This window comes from Aeromonas sp. DSM 116730 (assembly GCF_046581335.1).
In the GTDB taxonomy this organism is placed as follows: Bacteria; Pseudomonadota; Gammaproteobacteria; order Enterobacterales; family Aeromonadaceae; genus Aeromonas; species Aeromonas rivipollensis.
Map to the genome: position 1 here is coordinate 1,361,921 of NZ_CP144265.1, position 13,691 is coordinate 1,375,611.

A 13,691-nucleotide genomic window follows, 5' to 3' on the forward strand; every position below is an offset into this window, starting at 1 on the left:
GCCCGCTGAAACCCTTGCCATGCTATCTCGCCAGAAAAACGATTGGCGTCGGCTACAAAAGTGCGTAAAATCGCATACTCGATGCTTGTAGCAACGAATCCCGCCTAAAAAGCCAGTTTCATGCCCTCCCCAAGCAGTGAAAGGTAACGAATGACGCCGAATGGTGCATCTCATGCCTTGAAAAAGTCTTGTGATGACTGAAAAGTGTCAATTATCCCTGTCAGTTATCAAAAAATTAAGGATACCCATGTTTTCCTTGGTCAAGCAAAGCGTCGCCGGGCTGCAAATTCTGTTTGTTGCCTTTGGTGCCATGGTTCTGGTGCCCCTGCTCACCGGATTGAACCCCTCCATGGCCCTGCTTGGCGCCGGTGTAGGCACCCTGCTGTTCCAGCTCTGCACCCGTCGCCAGGTGCCGATCTTCCTCGGCTCCAGCTTCGCCTTCATCGCCCCCATCATCTATGCCACCCAGACCTGGGGCCTGCCCTCCACCATGTTCGGCCTGTTTGCCGCCGGCTTCATGTACTTCATCCTGGCGGCCCTCATTCGCGTGCGCGGCATGGGCTTCGTGCACAAGCTGCTGCCGCCCGTGGTGATTGGCCCGGTGATCATGGTGATTGGCCTGTCGGTGGCCCAGGTGGCCTGCAACATGGCCATGGGCCGTGCCGGGGCCGAGCAGGTGGTGGCGCCTGCCACCGCGCTGACCCTGGCGGGGATCTCCCTGGCGGTGACCCTGATCGCGGCCGTGTTCTGCAAGGGCTGGATCAAGCTCATCCCCATCCTCTCCGGCGTCATCGCCGGTTATGTGGCCGCCGTGCTGATGGGTCAGGTGAGTTTCGATGGCATGGTCAACGCCCCCTGGCTGGCGCTGCCCCACTTCGAGACCCCGGAGATCAACTGGGCCGCTGCCCTCTTCATGCTGCCGGTGGCCATAGCACCCTGCATTGAGCACATAGGTGGCGTGCTGGCCATCGGCGGTGTGACCGGCAAGGACTACACCAAGGATCCTGGCCTGCACCGCACCCTGGCCGGTGACGGCATCGGTGTCTGCTTCGCCGGTTTCATCGGTGGTCCCCCCGTCACCACCTATGCGGAAGTGACAGGTGCCGTGATGATCACCCGCAACTTCAACCCGGTCACCATGACCTGGGCCGCCGTGTTTGCCATCATTCTGGCCTTCTTCGGCAAGTTCAACGCCCTGCTCACCTCCATCCCCATGCCGGTGATGGGCGGCATCATGCTGCTGTTGTTCGGATCCATCGCCGCCATCGGTCTCAAGACCCTGGTGGAGTCCAAGGTGGATCTGGGGCTGGCCCGCAACATCGCCATTGTCGCCGTGACCCTGACAGTCGGTGTCGGCGCGCTGGAGATGAAGATAGGTGACTTTGCCCTGGCCGGTGTCGGCCTGGCCTCGGTGGCCGCTATCCTGCTCAACCTCATCCTGCCCCAGCACTCCGAAGAGGGTGCCATGGAGTCGGCCAAGGACTGAGCGGACTGAGCGACGACCCCTCAGCCGCAGCGATGACAGGAGGCCACCCCAGGGTGGCCTCCTGCTTTTGTGGCCTCCCACCGTGAGGGCCTTGATCCCTCGGGGCTCGGCCCGGCGACTACAATCAGTGGCGTTGTTCACAGTCAAGGAGACGAACATGAAGACGAGATGGATCCTGGCCCTGCTTGGGCTTATCTGGGGGGGCGCGGCCCAGGCCGGTGCTGTGCGCTACCAGGTCGACGGTCAGCCCTTCGAAGGATATTACCTGGCCGCTGCCGACAAGCATGCGCCCCTGGTGGTGCTGGTTCACGACTGGGACGGGCTGACGGATTACGAGGTGAAGCGGGCCGAGATGCTGGTGGCGCTCGGTTACAGCGTGTTCGCGGTGGACTTGTTCGGGGCAGGGGTCAGACCGACCGCCGTGGAGGAGAGGAAAAAGCTCACCGGGGCGCTTTATCAGGACAGGGCCAGGATGCGCAAGCTGTTGCAGGCAGGGCTCACCGAGGCAGGCAGGCAGGGCGGCCGGCTCGACAATGCGGTGGCGATGGGCTACTGCTTTGGCGGCGCCGCCGTGCTGGAGCTGGCCCGCAGCGGCGCTAGCCTCAAGGGGATCGTCAGCGTCCACGGGGGGCTGGAGACCCCGGCCGGTCAGAACTACGAGCAGACCAGGGCCAGTCTGTTGATCCAGCATGGCAGCGCGGATCAGGCGGTGTCTCTGGGCCAGTTCGCGGCCCTCATCACCGAGCTGGAGAGCGCCGGCATCCGGCATGAGGCGACCAGCTACAGCGGCGCCCCCCATGCCTTCAGCGTCTTTGGCTCGGACAATTACCGCGCCGATGCCGATGCCAAGTCCTGGCGGCGCTTCACCGAGTTTCTCGGCGAGGTGACCAAGGGGTAGGGCAGCCTTAGGCGGCGAAGCGGGATCATGCCGCCAATAGCCCCGCGTGGCGGGGCACCACGGCTTGCCGGGTCAGCAGAAGTTCAGTGGCGCTGGTTATACTGACTCGATGAGGTACTTGTATCTGGCCAGCGCCCCCGGGGCACCGGACGGTGAATGCTGATAACGGGTCGCAGGGATGGCCTCTGACCCGATTCTGGCGCGGGAGGCCCCCTCAGCCCCCCGCACACGAGACACGAAGGAGTAATGACATGCGTCTATGGACTCATATTCTGGCCGTTCTGCTGCTGGTTGGTTGTGCCAAGGGGGATACCCCCGCCGAGCAACGCAACCACATTCAACAGATGCGCCAGCAGACCCTCTCCACCCTGTATGGTCAGGATGCGGGCACCAGACAGGAGGTGGCAAGATCCAAGGGTTATGCCGTCTTCACCAATGTGAACAACAACCTGCTGGTACTGAGCGCCGGCAGTGGTTATGGGGTGCTTCGTGACAACCGCACCGGTCGCGACACCTACATGAAGATGGCGACCGCCGGCATGGGGATCGGCATGGGGATCAAGAAATTCCAGGCCGTGATCATCTTCAACGATGCCGCCGCCCTGGACAGATTCATCACCACAGGCTTCGATGCCAGCGCCCAGGCGGATCTGGCCGCCAAGTCGGCGGACGATGGCAAGGTGGTGGTCAGCGAGGCGGCCAATGCCGACTTCCAGAAGGTGAAGATGTACCAGCTCACCGAGAAGGGGGTGGCGGTGCAGGCTACCATGCAGGGCTACAAATACTGGCCGGATGACGATCTCAACGGCACCAAATAACGCCCAGACATTAATGGCCACTGCGCGGCGCTCATCAGAGCGCCGCGCGCATTTCTGCGGCCTTGAACCGCGCTAGGCGGGCTTGTCCAGCGCCAGCACCCTCACCCACATGGCCCCGTCCCCCACATGTTGGCGGGATGATAGGCTGAGCTCCCCCGTCTGCGCCGCGATGCGGTGCACGGCCAGGCTGTGGGACTTCTGCCCTGTGGCGATCAGATAGTGGCCGCTGTGGTCGATGGCAAAGCCACGGGGGCAGGATTCGGTCGGGAAGTGGCCCAGCAGGGTCAGGGCGCCGTCCTCCTCGTCGACCCCGAACAGGCTGAGCAGGCTGCTGGCCCGCTCGCTGGTGTAGAGAAAACGCCCATCCGGGGTCAGGTGGATGTCGGCCCCCCAGCGCTCTCCCTGATAACCCTCGGGCAGCATGTCCAGGCTCTCTCGCGCGCCGATGCGACCATCCGCCTCCCTGTGGTAGCGGTTGAGGGTGGCATCGAGCTCGTTGAGGCAGTAGAGATCGCCGTTGGTGGGGTGCAGCGCCAGATGGCGGGGCCCGGCGCCGGCGGCGGTGTGGATGTCACCCAGGGGATGGGGGCTCAGCTGACCATCCTCTCCCAGGGTGAAGCGGCGAATGACATCCTCCTTGAGGCAGGCGACCAGCAGTTCCTGCTCGCCCTGCTCGGTTGTCAACAGGGTCACCGAATGGGCAGCCATCAGCCGGTCGATGCGCTGGTGGGGCGCCAGCACACGGCCAGCGTCGTCCATGGGCGAGACGCTGACATGGTCGAAGGCGTAGGAGGCGGCAAAGAAGAGGCGCCCGGTCCCATCGGTGCAGCTGTGGGAGGCGCTGCCATCGAGCGGCGCCGAGGAGGGCGCTCCGAGCCGGCCATCCGCGGCTATGGGGTAGCTCAGCACCCGAAAGTCGGGGCGCACCCCCGCATAGAGCCAGTTCTTGTCCGGGCTGATGACCAGGGGCTGCACCTCGCCGCCTGTCTGGACTTGCTGCATCGGGGCCAGCTCGGCTTCTTCCAGTCGAAACACATGGATCAACCCGCTCACCGGGTTGGCCACATACACCACTTGTTCCATTGCACGCTCCAGAGAAAAAGAGTGCCCAGCGAGGGGCAGGGAGATAAGGCATGGTCCCATGGATGGCGCCCGCCATCCACAGCCTCATGGAGCCGCGTCAGGGTCGGCTCAGGATCTCTTGTATGACGGGCACCACAGAGAGGGCCAGCAGGGCCGCCATGGCATGGTTGAACCGGCGGCGGGCGAGGGCATTGGTCAGCCAGCGTTTGAGCAGGGTGCCGCACAGGAGCCAGAGCCCGACGCAGGGGAAAGAGACGATGAAGAAGGTCAGGGCTATGGTCAGGTTCTGCTGGTGGAAGTCGGCCCCCGCGCTGGTGAAGGCGGCGATGGCGCCGGTAGCGACCACCCAGGCCTTGGCATTGACCCATTGGAACAGGGCGCCCTTGAGGAACCCCAGGGGGCGGGCAGAGGCGTCTCCCGTCACCTCGTCGGCTGAGCGGGCAATCAGCCAGGCGAGATAGAGCAGATAGAGGGTGCCGACACACTTGATGACGAAGTGCAGGCTGGGGAAGAGGGTGAACAGCTGGCCGAAACCCAGCCCCACCAGCAACAGCATCAGGGTGAAGCCGACGCAGATCCCCATGAGCAGCGGCAGGCTGCGCCTGATCCCGAAGTTGGCACCGGCGCTCATCACCATGATGTTGTTCGGTCCCGGGGTGACCGATGCCGAGATGGCAAAGAGCACCACGGCGTAGAGATAGTCCATGAGATCCTCGTGGGTGGCATTCCGTTGTCTTCCCTATATTGGGGGCCGGCTCCCGCTTTCAAGTCCGGCTGCCCGGGTAAAAAAAACAGGCTCCAATGAGGAGCCTGTTTGCGAGGGCAGGAGTTCGGCATCAGGCCGGCTTGCCACCATTGGGCGGCGGCAGGGCCGGGCGGGACTCTATCTTCTGCTCGTCCCCTTGCCGGTTCTTGATGTGGACGTCCATCTGGTTGAACGCGATGTCGATGCCGTGTTCACGGAACAGTACGTCTATCCGGCGGTTCAGCTCATCGATGGCCGGGTTGCGATCCCCGAGCTCGCTCACGAAGAAGCGCAGCTCGTGATCCAGGGTGCTGGGGCCGAAGGTGAGGAAGTAGACGATGGGGGCAGGGTCCTTCAAGACCCGGCTGTTCTCCGTGGCGGCCTGCATCAACAGCTTGCGGGTCAGCTCCAGATCCGAACCATAGGCCACCCCGACCCGGGCGATGACACGGGTGACAGTATCGGACAGGGACCAGTTGATCAGTCGCTCTATCATCAGCTGCTGGTTCGGGATGATCACCTCCTTGCGGTCGAAGTCGGTGAGGGTGGTCGAGCGGATGCGGATCTTGTTGACCGTGCCCGAGATGGTGCCGATGGTGACAGTATCCCCGATCCGCACCGGGCGCTCGAACAGTATGATGATGCCCGAGATGAAGTTGGAGACGATCTGCTGCATGCCGAAGCCGATACCGACCGAAAGACCGGCGGCCAGCCACTGCAGCTTCTCCCACTGGACCCCCAGCATGGCCAGCGCGGTGAGCGAGCCCATCCCGATCAGCACATAGTTGAGCATGGTGGTGAAGGCGTAGGCGGTGCCCTGGGCGAGGCGCAGCTTGGAGAGCACCAGCACCTCCAGCAGGCCTGGCAGGTTGCGGGCCAGCGACAGGGCCGCCCCGAACAGGAAGAGGCCGGTCAGCACATCGCTCAGGCTGATGGGGTAGAGCACGGCGTTGGCACCTGTGCCCTCGCTCTTGTGCCACAGCACCACGCTGTCGAGGTAGGTGAAGACAGCGACCAGATCGGACCAGAGCCAGTAGAAGGCGACGCCGAACACCAGCAGCAACATGATGCGGGTCAGGCGCAGGGACTGCTGGCTGACCTCTTCCAGATCCATGGGCTGCTCTTCGATGGCCTCGCCCCCTTCCGCATCTTCCGAAGGCTTGTGCTCGCGCTTGGCGACGGCGCGGCGGTAGGCCAGACGGCGGGCCGCCAGCTCCAGACCACGCAGGGCGGTGCGATAGACCAGGCTCCAGATGATGATGAGGTAGAAGGATTCGATCAGGCGACCGGTCAGCTTCAGGGCCGTGTAGTAGTAGCCGAGCGCCGCCAGCACCATCAGGGCCACAGGCGCCAGCGCCAGGGCGACCGCCGTCATGGTCTGCAGCATGCTGGCCTCGCCCTTGATGCGGGCACGGGAGATGGGCAGCACCAGGTAGGCGGTCAGACCCAGCAGCAGCATGGTCAGCGCCTGGCCGATGACGTCATTGCCAAGGGAAGAGGGCTCTACCACCGCCTTGGTCGACAGCATGATGAGGGGCAGCAGGGGCAGCCAGAGGTAACGCATGCTGGTGCGCTTGGCCTGCAGCTCGTCCCGCGGGATGCGGAAGTGGCTCTCGCCTATGCCGCCGGGGCGCATCACCGACAGGTAGACGCTGAACACCAGGTAGCCCAGTGCCAGGTTCAGGGTGATCTGGAAGATGAGGCGCGGGCTCAGCAGGCCGCAATAGGCCAGCAGCAGGCCGGCGGCCAGGATGAAGAGGGTACCCGGCAGGCGCTGCAACACGGTGTAGAGCAGGGCGCGCGGGGTGTGCCACTGGCTGTCCTGACGGAAGCGGCCGAGATCCTTGGCGATCTTCTGCTGACGCTTGACCAGGGTCGGGCGTTTCCACAGCAGCAGGCCACCCACCAGCAGCAGCGGGAAGGCGAGCAGGGAGACCGCCAGCAGCATATCGCCCCAGCCTTGCCAATCCGGCTTGAGCACCCAGTCGGAGACCTGCTTGTAGGCATGACCCGGCCAGTTGATGAACCACTTGCCATCGATGGGCTTGTTGCTGCTGACCCAGAAGATGTGCTGTTGCAGGGTGAATTCGATGGAGGCATAGATGCGCGTCAGCTGCTGCTGGGTGAGCTGCAGGCTGATGGCGTTGGTCAGCTGGGCATCCATCTGGCGGTTGAGCTGATCCAGCAGGCTGATGCGGGTGTCGATCAGCTTGACCAGGTTCGCCTTGTCCTCTTCGCTGACGGTCTCCCTGCTGTTGGCGATCAGGTTGTCCAGATACTGGCCCTTCTGGAACAGCTGATCCCGTTGCTGGCTCAGTTCAAACTGGGCCAGGTGCAGGTCGGCTATCTGCTCTTCCAGGTTCTTCACCAGGGTGGACGGGGCGGCCTCCAGCTGCTGGTAGAGCTGATAGAGGATGCGGGAGAGCAGCAGGTTGCCCTTGAGCATCTGCACCTGTTCGTTCAGGTTGCGCTCGGTCTGGGTGCCGCGCTCCAGCCAGCTCTTGGCCTGCAGGTTTTTCTGTGCGAGCAGGTTGAGGTTGGTGGTGGCGCTGATGAGCTGCTGGCTGAGCTGGTGGTTGATCTCCTGCTCTTTTTGCACCAGCGGATTGTCCTGGGTGGCGACCAGCTCGCCGGTCTGCTCGGCGGCCTTCTCGGTGTCGCCGAGGCGCTTGGCGCTGCTCTGCTCCTGCAGGGCCTGCAGTTTTTGCTCTTCATGGGCGAGGCGCGCACTCTGGTAGTCGCGCTGCTTGACCGCCAGATCCTGCATGCTGGTGCGGTTGTCCAGATCCTTTTGCAGGTTGGCCAGTTGCAGGTCCAGCAACGCCAGCTCGGTATTGAGCTTCATCTTCTCGGCGCTGCTCACGCCGTCCCCGGAGTTCAGGCGAGTGCGGATCTCCTGGCTGCGTTGATAGGCGCGGCTCATGTTGGCCTGGGCCCGCTCCGGCAGGGTCTGCAGGCTGGTGATCTGGCTGCCTATGGTGCCGAGGGCCTCCTGGGCATCCTGCATGTTGGCCAGCACTTCCGGCTGACGGCTCTCCAGCTCCGCCAGGCTCATGCTGGCGTATTCACTCTTGAGCTGCTCAGGACCCTTGTCCTGGGTCAGGGAGTCTATCTTGGCGCCTATCTCTTTCATTTCGCCGGGCAGGGAGCGTACCCGCTGTGTCAGCGCCTTGGCCTTGGCCTGCTCCTTCTCGATGCTGTCGAGCAGGGCTAAGGTATCGGTCAGCAACTTCTGATCCGCCTGCTGGCTGACCGTCAGGGTCTCTGACTTGCCGAGGGCATCGAGCGCCCGCTGTACCGTGGCGCGCTGGGGCAGATCCTGCGCCATGGCTTGGGGGGCGCAGAGGCTGATGAGTAAACAGAGCAGCGGCAACAGGATGGCCGAGGCTCTTCTGAACTGTATTGAGGGCATAAAACGTCCGGGTGATTATGCGAAATTCGGGAGGTTTCCCACTGGGGGGAAATCCGCGTGGATTCTAGCACCGGCGCACGAGAGGCAGCAGGGGGGAGAGATAAAAAAAACGGCGCCCCAGGGCGCCGTTTTATCGGTTCAAGACTGATTAGAGTACGTGAACGGAGGCGGTGTTGGTGGTACCGCTCGGTACCAGGGCACCGGAGACCATGACGACCACGTCACCCTTCAGGCCCATGCCGCTTTGCAGTGCCGCTTCTTTGCCGATGCGATAGAAATCGTCGGTAGAAGCGATGCTGTCAACCACGTGAGCAACCACACCCTTGGTCAGGACCAGCTGGGCAGCAGTTTTCTTGTTGGTGGTGATGGCCAGGATCCAGGCTTTCGGGAAGTACTTGCGAATGGCCTTGGCAGACTTGCCGCCTTCGGTGGCAACCACGATCAGCGGGGCATCCAGCTTCTCGGAGGTCTCGACGGCGCCTTTACAGACGGCTTCGGTGATGCGCAGCTTGTTGCTGTCGTTGGCAGCAGACAGGTTGGACGGCATCACGGCGTCGGTACGCTCGCAGATGGTGGCCATGATGGTCACGGCTTCCAGCGGGTACTTGCCCTTGGCGGATTCGCCGGACAGCATGACGGCGTCGGTACCATCCAGGATGGCGTTTGCCACGTCACCTGCTTCGGCGCGGGTCGGACGCGGGTTCTTGATCATGGAATCCAGCATCTGGGTGGCGGTGATGACCACTTTACGTGCCTTGTTGCACTTGGTGATGATCATCTTCTGGGCGAAGATCACTTCTTCAACCGGAATTTCCACACCCATGTCGCCACGAGCAACCATGATGCCGTCGGAGACAGCCAGGATGTCGTCGAAGTTGTCCAGGCCTTCCTGGTTTTCGATCTTGGAGATGATCTGGATGTTCTCGCCACCGTGGGCCTTCAGGTGCTCACGGATTTCCAGCACGTCTTCTTTCTTGCGGATGAAGGAGGCGGCAACGAAGTCCACGCCCTGCTCGCAACCGAAGATGAGGTCACGCTTGTCTTTCTCGGCCAGGGCCGGCAGCTTGATGGAGACGCCCGGCAGGTTGACGCCCTTGTTCTCGCCCAGATCACCGTTGTTCAGCACCTTGCAGATGACTTCACGCTCGGTGATTTCGATGACGTCCAGACCGATCAGGCCGTCATCCACCAGGATGCGGTTGCCGACGCGCAGGTCGTTGGCGAAGCCGGCGTAGGTCACGGCGACTTTGTCCTTGTTGCCAACCACTGTCTGGTCGGTGGTGAAGGTGAAGGTCTGGCCGGCGACCAGAGAGACATCGTTGCCACCTTCCAGCTTCATGGTACGGATTTCCGGACCCTTGGTATCCAGCAGGATAGCTGCGTGCTTGCCGGTCTCGGCCATCACTTCACGCAGGTTGCGGATACGGGTGCCGTGCTCTTCGTAATCACCGTGAGAGAAGTTCAGGCGCATGACGTTCATGCCGGCGTCGAGCATCTTGCCGAGCATTTCTTTGGATTCGGTCTTGGGACCTATGGTGCAGACGATTTTGGTCTTTTTCATGTCAGTCTTCATGGTTAAGGAGTTTCCGCCGTGCAATATACACCAGTTTTTGGATACTTTTTATGATCCAGAAACAACGTTTTGAGCTAAAAACGCCTCAATTTGAAAGATAACGTTTTCGCTCACAGCTGATTTTAGGGGCTAAAATAATTGATTTTCCGCGAGTGAGGCCATTTGGTTCCCATTTCTCGCCCCCTCGATGGCCTGCTCCCATGTAGTTAAATGACCAACAAGGGATGAGACCGCCAGCGAGGGAACCTGGGCCCCTTTCCCCCTCTGGCCGTCACCCAGTGTAGTCATTGGGCCGCCACAACGCAGGAGAGGCGTCAGCGTCCGACCAGGCGCGTCGCCCACGCAGGCGGCGCGCCTGTTGCGCAGGCTTAGCCGAAGAACCAGTAACCGCGGTTGATGAGACGGGTCAGCAGTTGCAGGAAGCCGGCCTGATCGGCGAGCTCCACCATGTCGGCCTGGGTGATGATGTCCTTGTCGCACAAGAGGGAGATGGCGGCGGCGTCCTCGCTTGGCAGGGTCCAGGCCTCGCCGTCGATGTAGCAGCTACGGCTCTCGCCGCTGAACCAGACAGAGCGCAGCCCCGGCACCTTGATGGCGGGCTCGCCCTGGGTCAGCAGATCGGCCACTTCCTCGGCGCTGTAGTCAGGCTCCATGGGGCTCACGTCCAGATCGTGCTTGGCCTCGGAGATCATGGTGCCGAACCACTCCTTGAACAGGGTCTCGTCATCCAGGGCCTGTTGCATCAGCTCCCGCAGGCGGTGCAGCTCATGGGGCTGGATCTCGCCGTGACGGGCGCGGGGCTTGAGATCCGCATCGCCGTAACGCTCGGTGCGCAGATCGTTGTCGATCAGGTGATCGGCAAAGGACGAGATAAGCGCCTTTGCGTCCGGTGCGCGGAAGCCCACGGAGAAGTTCAGGGAGGGCTCGATGGCGTAGCCCTCGTGAGGGAATCCAGGCGGAATGTAGAGGATGTCGCCCGGCTCCATGATGACGTCGATGATCGCCTCGAACGGCTCGCAGTGCAGCAGGGCGGCGTGGGCGGCAAACTCGTTGAGTGGATTGGCATCGCCGACCCGCCAGTGACGCTTGCCCTGGCCCTGGGTGATGAAGACATCGTAGTTGTCGATGTGGGGACCGACGCCGCCGTGAGGGGTGGAGAAGCTCACCATCACATCGTCAAAGCGCCAGCCCGGGATGAACTGGAACGGCAGCGCCAGCTCGTGCACCTCGGGGGCCCAGTGGTTGCAGGCCTGCACCAGCACTGTCCAGTTCTCTTCCCCCAGGTGGTCGTATGACTCGAAGGGGCCGTGGGCAGCTTCCCACTTGCCGTCGAAACGGGTCACCAGGCGGGATTCGATGACCTCCTCCATGGCCAGGCCCGCCAGCTCGTCCGGGCTGATGGGATCCTGAAAGTCTTTGAAGCCGCCCTTGATAAGGAGCGGGCGCTTCTGCCAATGATGTTCGAGGAAGTGGGCAATATCCAGATTGAGTTCGTACATGGTGCTTCTCGTATCTTGTGAGAGATCTTGCCCAAACTTGGCTTGGGCAAGGGCTCTGAAATGGCCCGATAGCCTATGACGCTATCGAATGGGCCAAAATCAACGGGGGCCCTGCCGTCATGACAGAGCCCCCGCCGGTTCGGTTTAGCCGCTTACTTCAGCAGATCGACCAGGCGCTGGGCCTGACCGAGGTAGTTGGCCGGGGTCAGCTTCTTCAGTTCGACCTTGACGGCCTCGGGCAGTTCCAGGGTGTCGATGAAGGTGCGCATCCCTTCGGCATCCACGCGGCGGCCGCGGGTCAACTCTTTGAGCTTCTCGTAGGGCTTCTCGATGCCGTAGCGGCGCATCACTGTCTGGATGGGCTCGGCCAGCACTTCCCAGTTGGCGTCCAGATCGGCGGCCATGGCATCCGCGTTGGCTTCCAGCTTGGAGATGCCCTTGAGGGTCGCCTGATAGGCGATAAGCGAATAACCCACGGCCACACCCAGGTTGCGCAGCACTGTACTGTCGGTCAGATCACGCTGCCAGCGGGAGATGGGCAGTTTGCTCGCCAGGTGCTGGAAAACGGCGTTGGCCAGCCCCAGGTTGCCTTCGGAGTTCTCGAAGTCGATGGGGTTGACCTTGTGGGGCATGGTGGAGGAGCCGATCTCGCCCGCGATAGTGCGTTGCTTGAAGTGACCCAGGGAGATGTAGCCCCACACGTCCCTGTCGAAGTCGATCAGGATGGTGTTGAAGCGGGCCATGGCGTCGAACAGCTCGGCGATGTAGTCGTGGGGCTCGATCTGGGTGGTGTAGGGGTTCCAGGTCAGGCCCAAGGAGGTCACGAACTCCTCGGAGAACTGGTGCCAGTCCACTTCCGGGTAAGCGCTCACGTGGGCGTTGTAGTTGCCCACGGCGCCGTTGATCTTGCCGAGGATCTCCACCGCCATGATCTGCTTGTACTGGCGCTCCAGGCGATAGGCGACGTTGGCCATCTCCTTGCCCATGGTGCTCGGGGTAGCGGGCTGGCCGTGGGTGCGCGACAGCAGCGGCATGTCGCGGTACTCATGGGCCAGGCGCTTGAGCTCGCTGATAAGTTTCTCGCAATAAGGCTTGATGACCTGGTCGCGGGCGGTTTTCAGCATCAGGCCGTGGGAGTTGTTGTTGATGTCTTCCGAGGTGCAGGCGAAGTGGATGAATTCGCTGACGGCGGCCAGCTCAGGGTTCACTTCCACCTTCTCTTTCAGGAAGTACTCCACCGCTTTCACATCATGGTTGGTGGTGCGCTCTATCTGCTTGATGCGCGCGGCGTCCGCTTCGTTGAAGTTCAGGACTATGCCGTCCAGCACGGCATTGGCGGCCGCACTCAGGGCAGGGACTTCCGGGATCCCGGCGTGGCTGGCCAGTTTTTGCAACCAGCGCACCTCGACTTCGACGCGAAAACGCAGCAGACCGAATTCGGAGAAGATGGGACGCAGGGCATCGGCCTTGTCGCCATAACGACCGTCAATCGGGGAAACAGCAGTCAGCGCGGACAGCTCCATGGGGTGAACTCCTGATGTGTGTGGGGGGTTAGAAACTCAAAAACGTTTGGCCAGTTCCACCATCTTCTTGCGAGCGAAGATGATCTGGGTACGGCTGCCGCCAAGCTGGCGCCACAGCACGGCGGCACGGATGCCCGCCAGCAGCAGGGCGCGCACCTTGTGCTGCACCAGGGGCTGCTGCAGGAACAGCGGGGTGCCCGCTACCTGGATGCGCGGCCCTATGGGGCTGATGAGATCGCTGTAGATGCTCGCCATGTTGGCCAGGATCTGCTCGTCGAGCAGATCGAAATGCTGTTGCTGGCGGCCGATCTGTCCGATCCGCTCCCCCAGCATGTTGAGAATGTCCTTGCGCTTGGCCAGCTTGCGCTCCAGCGCAATCAGGCTCACCACGTAGCGGGTCAGCTCGGCGTTCTTCTGGCTGCCGTCGGCCCCCAGCTGCTCCACCAGGGCGCGGTAGCCGTCGCGGATGGCGAGGTGGCTGCCGAACACTTCCAGGGGCTGCTTGGGATTGGTCACCAGCACGCTTTGCAGGCTCTCGCGCAGGGAGGCCTCGTCGCAGTTGCCGTCACGGGCCACTTTTTGCACCAGATAGGCCGCCTGGCAGATGCCGGCGAAAGCCATGGTTCTGTCTTGGAATTTGTCGCTCACGTCTGC

At 62.4% G+C, this 13,691-nt stretch carries 10 protein-coding genes; 3 read left to right on the forward strand and 7 right to left on the reverse strand.

Translation table 11 applies throughout. From position 1 onward, the window contains the following. Nucleotides 1-247: 247 nt before the first annotated feature. From Aeroheme_RS06405 to Aeroheme_RS06415, 3 genes are all read left to right on the forward strand, one after another. Complete coding sequence (locus Aeroheme_RS06405) at nt 248-1,486, forward strand: uracil-xanthine permease family protein (protein WP_162520060.1); 1,239 nt, start codon at nt 248-250, stop codon at nt 1,484-1,486. A gap of 157 nt (nt 1,487-1,643) precedes the next feature. After that, complete coding sequence (locus tag Aeroheme_RS06410) at nt 1,644-2,384, forward strand: dienelactone hydrolase family protein (protein WP_411166903.1); 741 nt, start codon at nt 1,644-1,646, stop codon at nt 2,382-2,384. Between the two features lie 251 nt (nt 2,385-2,635). Further along, complete coding sequence (locus tag Aeroheme_RS06415) at nt 2,636-3,202, forward strand: YSC84-related protein (RefSeq protein WP_106886231.1); 567 nt, start codon at nt 2,636-2,638, stop codon at nt 3,200-3,202. A 72-nt stretch (nt 3,203-3,274) separates the two neighbouring features. Here Aeroheme_RS06415 and Aeroheme_RS06420 read toward each other — a convergent pair whose 3' ends face one another. The 7 genes from Aeroheme_RS06420 to hflD all read right to left on the reverse strand — a co-directional run bounded on the left by Aeroheme_RS06420 (nt 3,275) and on the right by hflD (nt 13,685). Beyond that, on the reverse strand, nt 3,275-4,285 hold the full coding sequence (locus tag Aeroheme_RS06420) for a beta-propeller fold lactonase family protein (protein WP_411166904.1): 1,011 nt from the start codon (nt 4,283-4,285) through the stop codon (nt 3,275-3,277). A 97-nt stretch (nt 4,286-4,382) separates the two neighbouring features. Beyond that, a complete protein-coding gene (locus tag Aeroheme_RS06425; RefSeq protein ID WP_025327715.1) occupies nt 4,383-4,991 on the reverse strand; it encodes a LysE family translocator in 609 nt (202 codons plus the stop codon). A gap of 130 nt (nt 4,992-5,121) precedes the next feature. After that, nucleotides 5,122-8,442, reverse strand: coding sequence for a mechanosensitive channel MscK (gene mscK / locus Aeroheme_RS06430; protein ID WP_411166905.1), 3,321 nt, complete (start codon nt 8,440-8,442; stop codon nt 5,122-5,124). Nucleotides 8,443-8,590: 148 nt separating this feature from the next. Next, nucleotides 8,591-10,003, reverse strand: a complete 1,413-nt coding sequence (gene pykF, locus Aeroheme_RS06435) for a pyruvate kinase PykF (protein WP_025327713.1) — start codon at nt 10,001-10,003, stop codon at nt 8,591-8,593. Between the two features lie 380 nt (nt 10,004-10,383). After that, entirely contained in the window at nt 10,384-11,514 is a 1,131-nt protein-coding gene (locus Aeroheme_RS06440) for a JmjC domain-containing protein (protein WP_411166906.1), read from the reverse strand. 152 nt (nt 11,515-11,666) lie between these two features. Further along, nucleotides 11,667-13,037: an adenylosuccinate lyase gene (gene purB / locus Aeroheme_RS06445; RefSeq protein ID WP_290027723.1), complete on the reverse strand. Its 1,371-nt coding sequence runs from the start codon at nt 13,035-13,037 to the stop codon at nt 11,667-11,669. A 36-nt stretch (nt 13,038-13,073) separates the two neighbouring features. Continuing rightward, nucleotides 13,074-13,685 (reverse strand): high frequency lysogenization protein HflD, encoded by a 612-nt coding sequence (gene hflD / locus Aeroheme_RS06450; protein WP_041205352.1) that lies wholly within the window; start codon nt 13,683-13,685, stop codon nt 13,074-13,076. Nucleotides 13,686-13,691: the final 6 nt, after the last annotated feature.

Bases quoted from the DNA above. Each gene is read 5' to 3' on its own strand.
- Aeroheme_RS06410 (WP_411166903.1), top strand. From the start codon at position 1,644: ATGAAGACGAGATGGATCCTGGCCCTGCTTGGGCTTATCTGGGGGGGC.
- Aeroheme_RS06420 (WP_411166904.1), bottom strand. From the start codon at position 4,285: ATGGAACAAGTGGTGTATGTGGCCAACCCGGTGAGCGGGTTGATCCAT.
- Aeroheme_RS06405 (WP_162520060.1), top strand. From the start codon at position 248: ATGTTTTCCTTGGTCAAGCAAAGCGTCGCCGGGCTGCAAATTCTGTTT.
- mscK (WP_411166905.1), bottom strand. From the start codon at position 8,442: ATGCCCTCAATACAGTTCAGAAGAGCCTCGGCCATCCTGTTGCCGCTG.
- Aeroheme_RS06425 (WP_025327715.1), bottom strand. From the start codon at position 4,991: ATGGACTATCTCTACGCCGTGGTGCTCTTTGCCATCTCGGCATCGGTC.
- purB (WP_290027723.1), bottom strand. From the start codon at position 13,037: ATGGAGCTGTCCGCGCTGACTGCTGTTTCCCCGATTGACGGTCGTTAT.
- Aeroheme_RS06440 (WP_411166906.1), bottom strand. From the start codon at position 11,514: ATGTACGAACTCAATCTGGATATTGCCCACTTCCTCGAACATCATTGG.
- Aeroheme_RS06415 (WP_106886231.1), top strand. From the start codon at position 2,636: ATGCGTCTATGGACTCATATTCTGGCCGTTCTGCTGCTGGTTGGTTGT.
- pykF (WP_025327713.1), bottom strand. From the start codon at position 10,003: ATGAAAAAGACCAAAATCGTCTGCACCATAGGTCCCAAGACCGAATCC.